This is a genomic window from Candidatus Pelagibacter sp. HIMB1483, assembly GCF_052048135.1.
In the GTDB taxonomy this organism is placed as follows: Bacteria; Pseudomonadota; Alphaproteobacteria; order Pelagibacterales; family Pelagibacteraceae; genus Pelagibacter.
Genome location: NZ_JBNAIM010000002.1, coordinates 655757 through 671655, shown reverse-complemented (window position 1 = coordinate 671655; position 15899 = coordinate 655757). Strand labels below are relative to the sequence as shown.

The following is a 15899-nucleotide window of genomic DNA, read 5'->3' as shown; positions in this document are numbered from 1 at the left end:
CGATAATATAAGAGTTTATAAAAAAAAGGGCTAGAAAAATCTAGCCCTTTTAAATTGTTTTAAACTACAATTATCTTGCAGGTGGAACGTAAAGTATTCCGCCTTTTGTCCATAATTGGTTTGGACCTCTGTCTGGTAAAATACCAGTGTCAGCTATATTTCTCTTATAACTTTCACCGTAGTTACCAACTTGCTTGATAATTCTTAAGCTCCACTCGTTATCAAGACCAAAAGCAGCACCTAATTCACCTTCAGCTCCAACTAATCTTTTGATTGCTGGGTTTTCTGAAGTTTTCATAGAGTCTGCGTTTGCTGAAGTGATTCCATATTCTTCTGCTTCAATCATAGCATTTAAAGACCATCTTACGATATCTTCCCATACTGAATCACCTTGTCTAACAACTGGACCTAGTGGCTCTTTAGAAATAGTTTCAGGTAATACAATGTGTTCATCTGGGTTACTCATTTTAGTTCTTTGAGCAGCTAAACCAGATTTGTCAGTTGTATATGTATCACATCTTCCTGAATCATAAGCAGCAACAACTTCATCTGCTTTTTCAAAAGCAACTGGTTCATAAGAAATTCCTCTAGAGTTAAAGAAGTCTCTCATGTTTAACTCAGTTGTTGTACCAATGTTAGTACAAGCTGAGATACCATTTTTGAATTGATTTACTGAAGTGATACCTGAACTTTTTCTAACCATAAAACCTTGACCATCGTAGAAGTTTACTCCAACGAAAGTAAGTCCAATATCAGCATCTCTAGAAAGAGTCCAAGTTGTGTTTCTTGATAAGATATCAATCTCACCAGATGTTAAAGCTGTAAATCTTTCTTTAGCACTTAGTGGTGTAAACTTAACTTTGTTCGCATCACCTAATACTGCAGCAGCTACCGCTCTACATACATCAACGTCAACACCAGTCCAATTTCCTGCAGCATCAGCATTAGAAAATCCTGGAAGACCTTGAGATACTCCACATCTTACAAAACCTTTCTTTTGAGTGTTTTTAAGTGTTTTAGATTTTTTAGCAGCCATAGACTCTGTTGTAAAAGTAAACAACACAGCTACTACAGCAACTAAAGAAGTTAATTGTTTTAAGTATTTAAACATTATTCTTCCTTTTGTTATTATTTATTTGTTAACAAATAATTCAAAACTATGTTTTGAATATTCATAATTTAATCATTTAAAAAAAAACTCTTCAAGAAAAAATTTAATAAAATAGTGTGATTTTTCAAATTCTAGTCAAGAAATTTATTCCCAAAAAAAAGCTAGAAAAACGTTAATAATGGCGCGCCCTGAAGGATTCGAACCTACGACCCTCGGTTTAGAAAACCGATGCTCTATCCAGCTGAGCTAAGGGCGCAATATTTTGATAAATATATATATAATAATAAATTAATTTTTAAAAAGGAATTTTTTCATTAGAAGTAAAATTGTTAACAGTTCAATTCTCCCAACAATCATAAAGAAAATTAGACAATATTTAGTCAAAAAGTAAAGATTATTAAAGTCAAAATCTTGTAACCCATATGAAGCTGAATTTACAGTATTCATTAATGTTAGAATTGATAATTTAAATGAATTTTCAAAACTAATTCCACTTATACTTAACAATATTGTTAATATAAACAAAGATATTATAAAAATTAAAACTGTAAGAAAATATTTACTTATTTCATTAAAATCAAAATTTATTTTTGTAAAAATTAATTTATTCATAAATACATTTTTTGGTCTACTAAATGAAAGTATTTGATTTAGAGAATATTTAAATAAAGAATAAATCTTAATAAACCTTAGTCCAGAGCTTGTAGAAAAAAAGGATCCTCCTATTATAACTAATATTAAATAAATAAAACTTAGATTAGATTCTTTTGACTCAAGTGAAAATCCAATATTAGACATACTGCTAGTAATTCCTATTAAATTATTTAAAAAATCTTTATTAAAACTAAAAAAAAGAAAAAAAATTGTTAAAACAATAAGTAGATAAGTTATGAGATGTAAATCTTCATAAAAAAAATTAATATTCTTATCTTTTGAAAAAATTATATTGTAACTAAAAAAAATACTAAAAAATGATACTAACATTAATAATGATAAAACTATAACTTGTGTATTATCTTTTATTATATTCGAAAGTTCATTTACAGGCAAAAAACCACCGGAAGAGATTAGTGAAAAAGCTAAGTTAAGAGAGTCAAAAGATCTTATTGAAAATATATTCAGAACAATAAAAATCAATAAAGTTATACTAGAATAAAGTAGAAAAATTTTTGTAGCTTGTTTTAATATTTCTGAACTGTTGAATGAAATATAATTTGTTAAAGTTTTTTTAAAACTTTCATCATATATATCTATCAAATAAATTATTGAAAATAAAAAATAAAGCCCACCTATCCACTGAGTTGTTGATCTCCATAAGATTAAGCTTTGATCTATATGTTTTATATTATCAAATATAGTAAAACCTGTTGATGTGAAGCCAGAAATTGCTTCAAAATAAGAATTCAAAAAAGTTAAATCATAAATACTAAAATAAAATGGAATGGATAAAATAACTGGTATAAAAATATAACCAAAAAAAACAGTTAAAATTTTCTGATAAATCGACAATTTATCTTTAGTGGTTTTAATTTTGTAAAATAGAATTCCTAATATAAATGATATTATTAAACTCAAATAGTAAGTATCAATATTTAGATATAAATTAAGATAATATGAGTAAATCAAATTAAAAAAAGATAAAATAGAAATCAGGCCGAAAAAAAAACTTAAATATCTAATTTGTAGTTGGAGCATTTAATTAAACTGAACTTAATCTAAAAATATTTTCAACAAATGATATAGAGTCTTTTTTTACTATAAATACAACTTTATCATCTTTTTTAAAAATAAAATCTGACCTTGGTATAACAACTTTTTTATCTCTTAAAACAGCACCAATTCTTAATTCCTCAGGCAAATTTGAATTTTTAATTTCTTTATTAATTAGTTCTGAAGTTTCAATTATTTCAGCCTCAATAACTTCATATTCGCCATCAGAAATAGTGTATGCATTTTCAATTGTTCCTTTGTGAATATGTTTTAATATACTTGATACTGTTGTCATTCTAGGATCAATTAAATCATCTATCTTAAGAGAAGATTGAAGAAGTGAATAATTTGGTTTATTTATTAAAGCCATAGTTCTTTTATCGTCAATATCTTTTTGATCTTTAGCAAACTTTTCAACTAAGACACTTACCATCAAATTATCTTCATCATCATTAGTAAGCGCTAAAACTGTTTCAGCTTCACCTAAATTTGCTTCTGCTAAAACTTCTTCGTCAAGTCCATCACCATTAATTACAATGGTATCATTAAGTTGGCTTGCCAAGTATTCAGCTCTATCTTTATTTTTTTCCACAATTTTTACTCTTACTGTTTCTAAAGTTTCTTCAATATTTTTTGCTAAATTGAATCCAATATTGCCACCACCAATAATAAGAATTTTTTTTGATATTTTTTCTTCATGACCAAAAGCTTCTAGTGTTTCTGCCATTTGAGATGAATTAATTATTACATATATTTTATCATTACTTTTTACTGACTCTGTTTTTTTTGGAATAAAAAATTTACCTTCTCTATTTATTCCAATAATATTTGCTTCAAGTTTTGGATATTTTTTTGATAATTCGTTAAATTTGATATTTATTGATTTACAATCTTTTTTTATAAGTATTTCTAATAATCTGATTTTATTATTTACAAATGGAACACTATCTAAAGCTCCAGGAGCTTCTAATTTTCGTTGTATAGATTTTGATATTTCTAGTTCAGGTGAAATTATTACATCAATAGGTAGATTTTCTTTATTGTAAACTCTAGTAAATTTTGGATTTAAATAATCTTGGGATCTAATTCTTGCTATTTTTTTTGGTATATTGAATATTGAAAAAGCAATTTGACAAATTAGCATATTAATTTCGTCATTTCTTGTAACAGCAATGATCATGTCGGTTTCAACTGCATTAGCTTTTTCAAGTATTGAAGGATATGTAGCTTTTCCTACTATTGCTTTAACATCCAAACTATCATTTATTTTTTGAATATCCTCACTAGATTGATCAATTACAGTAATAGAGTGACCCTGTTCACTCAATAATTTAGCTATAGTAAAACCTACTCTTCCAGCGCCACAGATTATAATATTCATTTCAATTAAATTCTTTAATTCCTAAGCCTTTTAGCTTTCTATGAAGAGCACTTCTCTCCATACCAACAAAGTTTGCAGTTTTTGATATGTTTCCATTAAATTTTTTCAATTGCATTGTTAAATACTCTTTTTCAAAATTTTCTCTAGCCTCTTTTAACGGTATAGAAAGGTTATTTTCAGTTAATTTTTCCTCAAAATTATCACTTTTCAATGATTCCTTGACAATGTTTGAAACTTTTTCTTTTGTATCAGGTTGTAAAATTGCAATTCTTTCAATTAAATTTCTTAACTCCCTGACATTACCTTTCCAAGTATGGTTCAAAATGTATGAATCATTATCATCTATTGTAAGTGGCTTAATGTTATAATTTTCTGAAATTTTTTTAGAAAAATATTTTATTAACAAAGGAATATCAGAAATTCTTTCATTCAGTGATTTTATGTTAATTTCAAATACATTTAATCGATGATAAAGATCTTCTCTAAAATTTCCAATCTTAATTTCTTCTTTTAGATCCTTACTAGATGAACAAATCAATCTTACATCAACATTTATGTCATTATTGCCATTTAATCTTTTAAATTTTTGATCAATAAGTACTCTTAAAATCTTAGATTGTATTGATAATGGAATTTCAGAAACTTGATCAATTAATAAAGTTCCTTTATTTGCTTTTTCTAATGCCCCGTATGAAATAGAACCATTTCCTTTTTCTTCACCAAATAACTCTAACTCATATTTTTCTGAGTCTAATAAGGCTCCATTCAAAATAATAAATGGTTTTTTGTTTCTTTTTGAATTTTTATGAATTTTTCTTGCTATTAATTCTTTTCCTGATCCAGAAGGTCCATTTATAAGAACCCTACTTTCAGTTAAAGAAATTTTATCAATTTGATCTTTTATATTCAAAATATTTTTACTATTTCCTATCAAATCATAAGATGAAAACAATTTACTTTCATATATTTTATTTTGGTTTTTTAATTCAACATTTTCAACAGCTCTACTAATAAAGTTTAATAATCTTGTTTGATCGAATGGTTTTTCAACAAACTCAAAAGCTCCATGTTTTAATGAATTAACAGCCATTTCAATATTGGCATGTCCTGTAATAATAATTACAGGTACATCTTTATTTTTTGATTTTATATGAGACAATAATTCAATACCGTCATTATCTCCCTTGTCTAACTTCACATCTAAAATAGCAACATCAGGCATTTTTTTATCTATTTCAGTTAAAGCTTGATTGTAATTAGCAGCTAATCTTGTTTTATAACCAGCATCCAAGATCAATTCATTTAGAATATTTCTTATATCTGCGTTATCATCAACTATGAGTATTTCTACTGACATCTAATCTAAATTTAATTTCTATCCTAGCTCCATCATTTATAGGGATAAATTCAATTTCACCTTTATGATCGTTTATTATTTTATTTACTATTGATAAACCTAATCCAGTTCCATTTTTTTTAGTAGTATAATAAGGATTTAAAATTTCATTAATATTACTTTTTTGATTAAAACCTATACCATTATCTACTAGTATAATTTTAATATGATCATTATTTAATAAAATTTCAATTGATATTTTTTTATTGAAATTAGTGTTTTTTTCAGCTTTTTGCTCAATACTTTCAATAGAATTTTTAATTAAATTAAAGAAAACTCTAGCAATTTGTTCTTTATCACATTCGAACAAAACTTTATCATTATCATTAATAATTTTAATTTCTGTTGATTTTGAAATTTCTGATAACAATTTTATGTTGTCATTTAAAATTTTAATTAAATCATTCTTTTTAAATATCGGCTTAGGCATTCTGGCAAAATCAGAAAATTGATTAACTAAATTTTCAATTTGTTTAATTTGTGCATTTATTATCTTTAAATTTTCTTTAAAAGATTCTTGGTCTTCATTTATAATTTGTTCTGAATATTTATCTCTTATTCGATCTATTGTTAATTGTATTGGTGTGAGAGGATTTTTTATTTCATGAGCAAGTTTTCTAGCTAAACTACCCCATGCTTCATATCTTTCATTTATTATTAATTTTTCTTGTTGATTTTTTAATCTACTTATCATTGAATTAAAATTTTTATTCAAAATTTCCATATCCTTATCAGTTTTTATTTCTGGAACTTTTGTATTTAAATTACCATGTCCTATTTCTGTAGATGCAAGAATCAAATTATTGATTGATCTAAAAAATCTTGATGAAAATCTTATTGCTATAGTAATTGATATAAATAATAATAAGGAAACTATAATTATATAAATCAAAATAAATGAAATTTTAATACCAGTACTTCTCTCTTCTACTGTATAATAAAAATTGATAGCCTCTTGTGATTCTTTTAAATAGTTAGAAATATTTTCATCTAAAAATTTTACAACATATAAAAAACGATCTTCAAACGACTGAAGTCTCATAATAGCCGCAGAAATATTAGCCTGAGTATTAATTATTTTCAAAGGCCTATCATCATCAAGAACTAAATTTAGAGCTTTATCAACTGGAGGAATATATTTTTCTTTACTTTCGGTTGAATATAAAAGTTTTTTATTTTTATCAATTATATGTATTTCATCAACATTTCTAATAAGTTTTTGTGTATTTAAAAATCTTAAATATTCTTTGGCATTTTCATTTAGAAAATTAGCACTCTTATTTGTATCAAAAGCAATTAAAATTATATCAGCCTCAATTTTATTTCTTACTTCCTGTACATAATTTTTTGCAAGCTCATAAGAATTATTAACAACAGTTGTTACTTTTTTGTCAAAATATTTTTCAAGAGCAAATGAAAATAAAAATAATGAAAATATTGAAATTAAAATTGATGGAATTAGAGTAAATAAAGAAAAATAAGTAATATATTTCTTATTTGAAGTTAAGCCATCTTTATCAATATCGTTTTTAATTGAATTTTTTATTTCAAAAAAAATAAATATAAATAGTAAAATTAGTAAAAAAATATTTAAAATTAATAAATATTGTAAATTATTTTGATTTAATTCAATGAAACTACGGTCAATGAATGTTAAAAATGTTAAAAATCCTATAAATAGTGTGATACTAGATAAAATAATAATGAATATATTTTTTTTGAAAAATTCTAACATGATTTAGAATTATAGTATTTAAATAAATGAACAACTATTTTGTAATATTAGCTGCTGGAAAAAGTAAGAGATTTCATAAAAATATACTTAAACAATTCTATAATTATAAAAATAAAGAAATTATTGATCATTCAATAGAGAAATCACTAAATTCTAAGCTTTTTAAGAAGATATTAATTGTCACAAACAATTTAAAACATTTTAAAAAAAAAAATTATCCTAAAATGATAAATATTATCAAAGGTGGAAAAGAAAGATCAGATTCTTCTCTTATTGCTTTAAAATATCTCAAAAAATATAAACCAAATAATGTGTTTATACATGATGCTGCAAGACCAAATTTTTCAATAAAACTGCTCCAAAATATGGTTCAAAATTTAAAAAAAAATAAAGCTGTAGTTCCAGTTCTTATTTCAAAAGATTCCATCAAATATAAAATCAAAAATCAAATATTTAATCTTGATAGAAATAATTCCTTATTAACGCAAACACCTCAAGCTTTTAGATTTAAGGAATTATATAATTTATCAATAAAAGAAAAAAATAAAGTAAGTGATGAAGCAACACTTTTTATAAATAATAATTATAAAGTGAAATTCATTAAAGGAGAAAACAAAAACAATAAAATTACATACTTCAATGACATCGAAACTTTCAAAACCTACTACGGCATAGGCTTTGATATTCATAAACTAAAGAAAAATAAAAAACTTTACTTAGGTGGAATAAAAATTCCTTTTCATTCTGGCCTTAAAGGACATTCAGATGGAGATGTAATTTTACACGCAATAATTGATGCAATTTTAGGTGCTACAAGAAAAAAAGATATTGGCACTTATTTTCCAAATACAAAGAAATTTAAAAATATAAGATCTCCAAAAATGTTAAAACCAATTATAGATAATCTTTATAATTCTAATTTTTCAATAAATAACCTTGATATAAATTTAATTTGTGAACAACCTAAAGTTTCAAAATACCGAAAAAAAATTATCAATTCGATATCTAAGCTAACAACTTTAAATAAAGAAAAAATTAATCTAAAGGGTAAAACAGTAGAAAAATTAGGTTTAATTGGAAAAGAAAAAGCAATTGCTTGTGAAGTAATAATTTCTATTACAAAACATGATTAAATCTTTAAATACATTATTTGTGACAATGTTTGGTCTTGGAAAAATTCCAAAAATTCCTGGTACTTTTGGATCATTGGCTACTGTTATTCTACTTTATATTCTTTTTCATATATTAAATTTGTCATCAAATATAATTTTATTAGGATTAATAATAATTTTTGTTTTTTCTTTTTCAGCGATTGCAACTCATATCAAAAATAATGAAAATAAAGATCCAAAAGAGATAATTATTGATGAACTTATTGGCCAATCTATACCAATTTATCTTTATGAAATTTCACATGGAACATCAAAATCTTCTGATGAAGCTATAATTTTTTATGGTGTTTGTTTCGTATTGTTTAGATTTTTTGATATAGCAAAACCATTTCCTGTAAGTTTTTTTGATAAAAACTTCAAAAACAGTTTTGGTGTAATCATGGATGATGTGTGTGCAGGATTTTATGTTGTTTTATTTTTAATTTGTTTTATGTTTTTAAGTAGTTATTTTATTTAATGAAATCTTTAATAAGACTGTTAACCAAAAAAAAACTTAAAATTTCATTTGCTGAGTCATGTACTGGTGGATTACTTGCAAGTTCAATTACCTCAATAAGTGGTGCATCAAAAGTATTCAACTTAGGTCTTGTTACCTACTCTAACCAAGCAAAAATTAAAGTTTTAAAAGTTAATAAAAATATTATTAGAAAACATGGAGCTGTAAGCCATGAATGTTGTTATGCAATGGTCAATAATTTATCTAAAATGTCAAAAGCTAATATTAACGTTTCAATAACTGGTATTGCAGGACCTAAAGGTGGTGCCAAACAAAAGCCTGTAGGTTTAGTTTATATTGGAATTAAAAGAGGTAAAAAAACATTAATAAATAAGTACTTATTTAAAAGTAAAAAAAGATCTTTAATTCAAAAAGCTACTGTTAAAAAAGCTTTAGATTTAGTTCTTAGAGCTGCCAAATAACTCTTCAGCTCTCTTCTGAAATGAATCAGCTATTTTCTCTAAACCAAATTGAAATGATACCACCATTAAAGAATTGAGAAATTTATTCTTAATTTCGAAATCAATATCAAAAGTCACTTCTGTAATACCATTTTTTTTATCAGTAAATGTCCAATTATTTGATAGATGATTTAAGGGCCCATCTATATTCTTTACAAATATTGAATCTTCCTTTTTATTGAAAACCACATCACTTTTATAAGTATCTTTAAAAGGTCCTTTGCCAATGGTTAAATCTGCTATTATCTTTATTAAATCACCTTCTTTTTGATTTTCATAAATTTTTGCATCGAAACAAAATGGAACAAATTCAGGATATTTTTCAATATCTAAAACTAAATCAATTAAATCTTTTTTTTTACATTCAATTAATCGCTTAACTGAAGCTTTTGGCATTAATGGTTATTAATTCTATTTTGTTGAAGCTTAGCAAAATCTTCATCTGCATGATAAGAGGATCTTGTCAATGGCGATGATGAAACTAATAAAAATCCTTTTGCTTTTGCAATATTTCCTAATTCATCAAACTCTTGTGGAGTATAATATCTGTCTAATGGATAATGTCTTACAGATGGCTGTAGATACTGACCTATAGTTAAAAAGTCTACATCAGCAGATTTTAAATCATCCATTACTTGTAAAATTTCATCTCTTGTTTCACCTAAACCAACCATTATTCCTGATTTAGTGAAAACATTTTTATTATTTTTTTTTGCATTTTTTAACAATTCAAGAGAAGAAAAATATCTCGAACCAGGTCTTACTTTTAAATAAAGGCTTGGCACAGTTTCAATATTATGATTAAAAACATCAGGATTAGCTTCTAAAACTTTTTTATATGAGTCACCTTTTCTTAAAAAATCTGGTGTTAAAACCTCAATAGTTGTATTTGGATTTGTTTTTCTTGTTTGATTAATTACTTCATAAAAATGATTAGAACCTCCATCATCTAAATCATCTCTATCTACTGAAGTGATTACTACATGTTTTAAATTTAATTTTTTGACTGCTTCTGCAATTTTAATTGGTTCAAGTACATCTAGTTTACCAGGTTTGCCAGTTTTTACGTCACAAAAAGCGCAAGCTCTTGTACATGTATCTCCCATTATCATAAATGTTGCATGTCTTTTACTCCAACATTCAGTAATATTTGGACAATTTGCTTCCTGACAGACTGTTACAAGATTATTATTATTAACAATTGTCTTTGTTAAAAAAAATTCTTTACTATTGGTAAGCTTAGACCTAATCCATTCAGGTTTTTTCTTAATTGGATTAATTGGTTTATTTTGTTTTTCTGGATGTCTAATTTTCATTCGTATTTATTATATAAATTTTTTCTTCTTTTTTTCCAAATATAAATCTTTCTCTAATTAAGGTTTCAATATAATCAAGATCAAGATTATCACTTAATAATGAATTTTTAAAATCCAAGTCCTCAATTTGACTTATCAGCAAAGATTCTTGTTGTTTAAGACTATTCAAAATTTGTTTTTTTTCAAAATAAGAAAAAAGTCCTCTTTGTCCTGATAAAAGGTTAAAGAAAAAATAGAAAATTAAAAAGGTTGAAACCAACAAGAAATAATTTTTTTTTAATCTTTGTAACATTAATGAATCTTATTCATTCTAGCTTTTTTTCCAAGCTGTTCTTCTATACGTAATAATTGATTATATTTAGCCACTCTTTCCGATCTTGCTAAAGAACCAGTTTTGATTTGATTTGAATTAGTTCCAACAGCCAAATCAGCAATAAATGTATCCTCACTGTCTCCAGATCTATGTGAAATTATTGTTTTAAACCCTATAGTTTGTGCAAATTTGATAACATCTAATGTTTCAGAGACAGTTCCAATTTGATTAAGTTTAATTAAAATTGAATTAGAGGATAAATTCAAGAAACCTTTTTTAAGTCTTTCTAAATTAGTCACATAAAGATCATCCCCAACTATTTGAATTTTATTGATAACTTTCATTAATTTATTCCATGACATCCAATCATTTTCAGCAAATGGATCTTCAATAGATTTAATCTTATATTTATTAATCATTTTTTTATATTCTGAAATTGATTTATCTACTGAAATATATTTTTTTGAATGAATTGAATATTTTCCTTTTTTAAATAATTCATTTGCTGCAACATCTAAACAAATTGAAACATCTTTACCATTTTTAAATCCTGATTTTTTAATTGCTAAAACAATTAAATCTAAAGCTTGATTATTATTATCAATCATAGGTGCAAATCCGCCCTCATCTCCAACTGATGTAGATAAGCCTTTCACTTTAATCAATTTACTTAAATTTTTAATTACTAGATAACAAATTCTCATTGCCTCAGAAAAAGATTTTGCTTTATCAGGTCGGATCATAAATTCTTGAATTCTTAGACCATTATTGGCATGTGCTCCTCCATTTATAATATTCATTAATGGATAAGGAAGTTGAAAATTTTTTGTTAAATAAAAAGACTTATAGAGAGGAATTTTTTTAACTTTAGCAGATAATTTTTTTGCAGCCATTGATACTGCTAAAATTGCATTAGCACCTAATTTTGTTTTTTGTCTTGTGCCATCTAAATTGATTAAAACTTCATCTATTCTTTCTTGATCATGTATATTTTTATTTTTTAAAGCTTTTGAAATTTTAGTGTTGACTAAATTGATTACTGAAAAAACACTTTTACCTAAATATCTTTTATTATTAGCATCTCTTTTTTCATAAGCTTCATAAGTTCCAGTCGAAGCCCCTGAGGGACATATTGCTTTTGCACTTTTGTTTTTAACATAGATTTCTGCTTCAACAGTTGGATTTCCTCTACTGTCAAAAACTTGTCGTGCTTTAACTTTAAGAATTTTACTCACTTAATTTTTAATAAGATTATCTATATCGTTTAATTGTTTTAATAGATTCTCTAATTTATTCAATGGTACCATGTTCGGTCCATCAGATGGAGCATTGTCTGGATCTTGATGAGTTTCAATAAATACACCAGCAACTCCAACTGCAACTGATGCTCTTGCTAAATATTCAACAAATTCTCTTTGACCACCACTTTTTTCTCCAAGACCACCTGGTTGTTGTACTGAGTGTGTTGCATCAAAAATAACTGGATAACCATTCTTGGCCATTATTGGTAAAGATCTCATGTCAGAGATTAAAGTATTATAACCAAAACTTGCACCTCTTTCAGTAACTAATATTTTATCATTTCCAGAGTCTGAAATTTTTTTAGTAACATTCACCATATCCCATGGTGCTAAGAACTGACCCTTTTTTACATTAATAATTTTATTTGTTTTTGCTGCAGCAATTAACAAGTCTGTTTGTCTGCATAAAAAAGCTGGAATTTGTAAAACATCAACATGTTTTGAAACAATTTCACATTGTTCAGCATTATGAATGTCTGTTAAAATAGGTACATTTAATTCCTTTTTAATTTTGTCGAATACAGGAAGTGATGCATCTAAACCTGCTCCCCTTTTACCTTTTAAACTTGTTCTGTTTGCTTTATCAAATGAAGTTTTATAAATAAATCCAAGGCCGAATTTTGAAGTAATTTCCTTAATTTTTCCAGCCATATCCATCGCATGCTGTTCTGTCTCCAATTGGCAAGGGCCAGCAATGATACAAATCTTATTGTTGTTTGAAATTTCTATATTTTTACAATTTACTTTAATCGCACTCATCTATAATTTTTTGCTGCTTTGATAAAGGAAGAGAATAAAGGATGTGGGCTCAAAGGTCTAGATTTAAATTCTGGATGAAACTGAACTCCTATAAACCATGGATGATTCTTAAGTTCAATTATCTCTGGAAGCTTATTATCTGGTGATAAACCAGAAAATATTAATCCTTTCTTCTCAAATTTTTCTTTATACGAAATATCCACTTCGTATCTGTGTCTGTGCCTTTCTTTAATTAATTTGGATTTGTAAATACTTCTAATTTTTGTTTTTTCTTTTAAAATCGCATCATAAGAACCAAGTCTCATTGTTCCACCAAGATCTTTATCTGTTCCTTTCATTTTTCTTCCACTTTTCTCCCATTCATGCATTAAACCAATTATATGAATGCCCTTTTTATCAAACTCAGAAGAAGTTGCATTTTTAATCTTAAGCTGATTTCTAGCAAATTCTATAATTGCCATTTGCATTCCATAACAAATTCCTAGGAATGGAATTTTATTAATCCTAGCATATTTGATGGCCTCTATTTTTCCTGCTGTTCCTCTTTTACCGAATCCACCTGGTATTAAAATTCCTGAAACATCTTGAAGTTTACTTTTAATTTCTGAAACTTTTAATTTTTCTGAATCAATCCTTACTAAATTTACCTTGAGATTGTTAGTAATTCCTCCATGAGTCAGTGCTTCATCTAATGATTTGTAAGCATCTTTCAATTCAACGTATTTACCAATAATTGCTATATTAACTTGCTTCTTAGTATTTAGTGTAATTTTAGTTATTTTTTTCCAAGGGGATAAATTATTAGATTTTTTAGACTTAAGTTTAAAATAGTTTAAAACCTGAACATCTAATTTTTGCTTTGCAAAACTGATAGGTGCTTCATAAATTGTTTTTACATCGACTGTTTCAATTACATTTCTAATATCAACATTACAAAACAAAGATATTTTTTTTCTATGTTCTAAAGGTATGGGTCTTTCTGATCTACAAATTATGATATCAGGTTGAACCCCAATACTTCTTAATTCTTTTACAGAATGTTGAGTTGGTTTAGTCTTAATTTCATCAGATGCTTTTAGGTAAGGAACTAAAGTTAAATGAATAAACAAAGCATTCTTTTTTCCAATATCATTTGAAAATTGTCTTATAGCTTCAACATATGGAAGACTTTCAATATCACCTACGATACCTCCGATTTCACAAATTACAAAATCTTCTTTAGATGTATCATGTTTAATAAATTCTTTAATTCTATCAGTGATATGAGGAATGACTTGAACTGTTTTACCTAAATATTCACCTTTTCTTTCTTTTTGAAGAACATCACTATAAATTTTTCCTGTTGTAATATTGTCAGTTTTTTTTGCTGTTACTCCTGAAAATCTTTCATAATGTCCTAGATCTAAATCTGTTTCTGCGCCATCATCAGTTACGAAAACTTCACCATGTTGAAATGGACTCATTGTCCCTGGATCAACATTTAAATATGGGTCTAATTTTCTTAATCTTACCTTATAACCTCTTGATTGAAGTAAATAAGCTAGGGATGCTGAAGAGAGACCTTTTCCTAATGATGAAACCACGCCGCCCGTGACAAAAATAAATCGCGCCATGGAAGTATCTTATAGCGAAGAAAAAAGAAAATTGAAAGTATTAATTATTATTTTCTGGAATTGACGGTGTGTCCTCAGTTTTTTCCTCAACTGTATCTAAAACTGAAGAAGTCGGGGCTAAATCGCCTCTGGATACAATTGTTAAACCAAGACTACAGATGATGAATAAAGTAGCAACAATAGCTGTTGCTTTTGTCATAAAATTTCCTGCTGATCTAGAAAACATAAAACTTTCTTGAGAAACACCTATTCCAAGAGCACCCCCCTCAGATTTTTGCATTAAAACAAGTAAAACTAAAATTACGGCAAATATGATGTTTAAAACTAATAATATATTTTCCATGGAGGTTAATTATATGTTTTTTTAATTATATCAATGAATTTTTTGGGATCTTGTGATGCGCCGCCAATCAAATATCCATCTATATTTGTTATAGTTTTTAATTCATTAATATTTTTTGGATTTACTGAACCACCATATAAAACTTTATAATTTTTCATTCTTTTTTTTATAAAATTTATTGTTTCATATAATTCCTCTGATTTTGGTATTAATCCTGTTCCAATTGACCAGACAGGCTCATAAGCAATTAAAATATTTTTATTATTCTTAATTTTATTTAGACCTAATTTCATTTGAGAATTTAAAACTTTTTTTGTTATTCTTTTTCTTTTCTCTTGTAAAGTTTCACCAATACAAAAAATTACTTTTAATCCAGATTTAAGAGCACTTTTAATCTTATTATTAATTAATTTATTTGTTTCACCAACTTGTCTATTTTCTGAATGACCTATTATTACATACTTGGCACCCACACTTTTCAACATCTTTGAATTTACAGAACCAGTAAAAGCACCATAAGCTTCATTCTCATGACAATTTTGAGCACCAACATCAATATTTGATTTTTTTAATTTTTTGGTCATGGGTCTAATTAACGTGTTTGGCGGACAATAAATTAATTTGATAGATTTATTATTTTTAAATGTTTTTAAAAATTTTAAGACTTTATGTAGTGAATTTAGTGAATTTAAAACACCAAACATTTTCCAATTTGCAATAAAATACATATATTTATTTGTCATCTGTTATAATTTAATCTATAGGTTTGCTTTTTATAGATCAATAAATTTA

16 protein-coding genes and 1 tRNA gene are annotated in these 15899 nt (G+C 26.2%); 3 read left to right on the top strand and 14 right to left on the bottom strand.

The window, feature by feature from the left end; all coding sequences use genetic code 11:
- Window positions 1-70 precede the first annotated feature (70 nt).
- The 6 genes from ACTTAV_RS04195 to ACTTAV_RS04170 all read right to left on the bottom strand — a co-directional run bounded on the left by ACTTAV_RS04195 (window position 71) and on the right by ACTTAV_RS04170 (window position 7333).
- The gene (locus ACTTAV_RS04195) at window positions 71-1111 is read right to left on the bottom strand and encodes an amino acid ABC transporter substrate-binding protein (protein ID WP_440670429.1); all 1041 of its coding nucleotides are present in this window, start codon (window positions 1109-1111) and stop codon (window positions 71-73) included.
- Window positions 1112-1290: 179 nt separating this feature from the next.
- Window positions 1291-1367 (bottom strand) — tRNA-Arg (locus tag ACTTAV_RS04190).
- Between the two features lie 32 nt (window positions 1368-1399).
- Window positions 1400-2686: a potassium transporter TrkG gene (locus ACTTAV_RS04185; RefSeq protein ID WP_440670427.1), complete on the bottom strand. Its 1287-nt coding sequence runs from the start codon at window positions 2684-2686 to the stop codon at window positions 1400-1402.
- Window positions 2687-2810: 124 nt separating this feature from the next.
- The gene (trkA, locus tag ACTTAV_RS04180; RefSeq protein WP_440670426.1) at window positions 2811-4202 is read right to left on the bottom strand and encodes a Trk system potassium transporter TrkA; all 1392 of its coding nucleotides are present in this window, start codon (window positions 4200-4202) and stop codon (window positions 2811-2813) included.
- Window position 4203: 1 nt separating this feature from the next.
- Window positions 4204-5559: a sigma-54-dependent transcriptional regulator gene (locus tag ACTTAV_RS04175; protein WP_440670425.1), complete on the bottom strand. Its 1356-nt coding sequence runs from the start codon at window positions 5557-5559 to the stop codon at window positions 4204-4206.
- Complete coding sequence (locus ACTTAV_RS04170) at window positions 5534-7333, bottom strand: ATP-binding protein (RefSeq protein ID WP_440670423.1); 1800 nt, start codon at window positions 7331-7333, stop codon at window positions 5534-5536. The genes ACTTAV_RS04175 and ACTTAV_RS04170 overlap by 26 nt, the downstream gene beginning before the upstream one ends.
- A gap of 26 nt (window positions 7334-7359) precedes the next feature.
- Here ACTTAV_RS04170 and ispF point away from each other — a divergent pair, with 26 nt between their 5' ends.
- From ispF to ACTTAV_RS04155, 3 genes are read left to right on the top strand one after another with little or no spacing between them, the layout of a single operon-like run.
- A complete protein-coding gene (gene ispF, locus ACTTAV_RS04165; RefSeq protein WP_440670422.1) occupies window positions 7360-8466 on the top strand; it encodes a 2-C-methyl-D-erythritol 2,4-cyclodiphosphate synthase in 1107 nt (368 codons plus the stop codon).
- Window positions 8459-8962 (top strand): phosphatidylglycerophosphatase A family protein, encoded by a 504-nt coding sequence (locus ACTTAV_RS04160; RefSeq protein WP_440670421.1) that lies wholly within the window; start codon window positions 8459-8461, stop codon window positions 8960-8962. The genes ispF and ACTTAV_RS04160 overlap by 8 nt, the downstream gene beginning before the upstream one ends.
- A complete protein-coding gene (locus ACTTAV_RS04155) occupies window positions 8962-9423 on the top strand; it encodes a CinA family protein (protein WP_440670420.1) in 462 nt (153 codons plus the stop codon). The genes ACTTAV_RS04160 and ACTTAV_RS04155 overlap by 1 nt, the downstream gene beginning before the upstream one ends.
- Here ACTTAV_RS04155 and ACTTAV_RS04150 read toward each other — a convergent pair.
- From ACTTAV_RS04150 to tpiA, 8 genes are read right to left on the bottom strand one after another with little or no spacing between them, the layout of a single operon-like run.
- Window positions 9400-9858: a type II toxin-antitoxin system RatA family toxin gene (locus ACTTAV_RS04150; RefSeq protein WP_440670419.1), complete on the bottom strand. Its 459-nt coding sequence runs from the start codon at window positions 9856-9858 to the stop codon at window positions 9400-9402. The two genes, ACTTAV_RS04155 and ACTTAV_RS04150, sit on opposite strands and share 24 nt — an antisense overlap.
- A complete protein-coding gene (lipA, locus tag ACTTAV_RS04145) occupies window positions 9858-10778 on the bottom strand; it encodes a lipoyl synthase (RefSeq protein WP_440670418.1) in 921 nt (306 codons plus the stop codon). The genes ACTTAV_RS04150 and lipA overlap by 1 nt, the downstream gene beginning before the upstream one ends.
- Window positions 10768-11070 (bottom strand): FtsB family cell division protein, encoded by a 303-nt coding sequence (locus ACTTAV_RS04140; RefSeq protein ID WP_440670416.1) that lies wholly within the window; start codon window positions 11068-11070, stop codon window positions 10768-10770. The genes lipA and ACTTAV_RS04140 overlap by 11 nt, the downstream gene beginning before the upstream one ends.
- A complete protein-coding gene (eno, locus tag ACTTAV_RS04135; protein ID WP_440670415.1) occupies window positions 11070-12326 on the bottom strand; it encodes a phosphopyruvate hydratase in 1257 nt (418 codons plus the stop codon). Before eno ends, ACTTAV_RS04140 begins: the two co-directional genes overlap by 1 nt.
- On the bottom strand, window positions 12327-13151 hold the full coding sequence (gene kdsA, locus ACTTAV_RS04130; RefSeq protein ID WP_440670413.1) for a 3-deoxy-8-phosphooctulonate synthase: 825 nt from the start codon (window positions 13149-13151) through the stop codon (window positions 12327-12329).
- The gene (locus ACTTAV_RS04125) at window positions 13148-14764 is read right to left on the bottom strand and encodes a CTP synthase (RefSeq protein WP_440670412.1); all 1617 of its coding nucleotides are present in this window, start codon (window positions 14762-14764) and stop codon (window positions 13148-13150) included. Before ACTTAV_RS04125 ends, kdsA begins: the two co-directional genes overlap by 4 nt.
- A 40-nt stretch (window positions 14765-14804) precedes the next feature.
- Window positions 14805-15107 (bottom strand): preprotein translocase subunit SecG, encoded by a 303-nt coding sequence (secG, locus tag ACTTAV_RS04120; RefSeq protein ID WP_440670411.1) that lies wholly within the window; start codon window positions 15105-15107, stop codon window positions 14805-14807.
- A 5-nt stretch (window positions 15108-15112) separates the two neighbouring features.
- A complete protein-coding gene (gene tpiA, locus ACTTAV_RS04115) occupies window positions 15113-15850 on the bottom strand; it encodes a triose-phosphate isomerase (RefSeq protein ID WP_440670410.1) in 738 nt (245 codons plus the stop codon).
- Window positions 15851-15899 lie beyond the last annotated feature (49 nt).

Bases quoted from the DNA above. Each gene is read 5' to 3' on its own strand.
- ACTTAV_RS04195 (WP_440670429.1), bottom strand. From the start codon at position 1,111: ATGTTTAAATACTTAAAACAATTAACTTCTTTAGTTGCTGTAGTAGCT.
- trkA (WP_440670426.1), bottom strand. From the start codon at position 4,202: ATGAATATTATAATCTGTGGCGCTGGAAGAGTAGGTTTTACTATAGCT.
- ACTTAV_RS04175 (WP_440670425.1), bottom strand. From the start codon at position 5,559: ATGTCAGTAGAAATACTCATAGTTGATGATAACGCAGATATAAGAAAT.
- ACTTAV_RS04170 (WP_440670423.1), bottom strand. From the start codon at position 7,333: ATGTTAGAATTTTTCAAAAAAAATATATTCATTATTATTTTATCTAGT.
- ispF (WP_440670422.1), top strand. From the start codon at position 7,360: ATGAACAACTATTTTGTAATATTAGCTGCTGGAAAAAGTAAGAGATTT.
- ACTTAV_RS04160 (WP_440670421.1), top strand. From the start codon at position 8,459: ATGATTAAATCTTTAAATACATTATTTGTGACAATGTTTGGTCTTGGA.
- ACTTAV_RS04155 (WP_440670420.1), top strand. From the start codon at position 8,962: ATGAAATCTTTAATAAGACTGTTAACCAAAAAAAAACTTAAAATTTCA.
- ACTTAV_RS04150 (WP_440670419.1), bottom strand. From the start codon at position 9,858: ATGCCAAAAGCTTCAGTTAAGCGATTAATTGAATGTAAAAAAAAAGAT.
- lipA (WP_440670418.1), bottom strand. From the start codon at position 10,778: ATGAAAATTAGACATCCAGAAAAACAAAATAAACCAATTAATCCAATT.
- ACTTAV_RS04140 (WP_440670416.1), bottom strand. From the start codon at position 11,070: ATGTTACAAAGATTAAAAAAAAATTATTTCTTGTTGGTTTCAACCTTT.
- kdsA (WP_440670413.1), bottom strand. From the start codon at position 13,151: ATGAGTGCGATTAAAGTAAATTGTAAAAATATAGAAATTTCAAACAAC.
- ACTTAV_RS04125 (WP_440670412.1), bottom strand. From the start codon at position 14,764: ATGGCGCGATTTATTTTTGTCACGGGCGGCGTGGTTTCATCATTAGGA.
- secG (WP_440670411.1), bottom strand. From the start codon at position 15,107: ATGGAAAATATATTATTAGTTTTAAACATCATATTTGCCGTAATTTTA.
- tpiA (WP_440670410.1), bottom strand. From the start codon at position 15,850: ATGACAAATAAATATATGTATTTTATTGCAAATTGGAAAATGTTTGGT.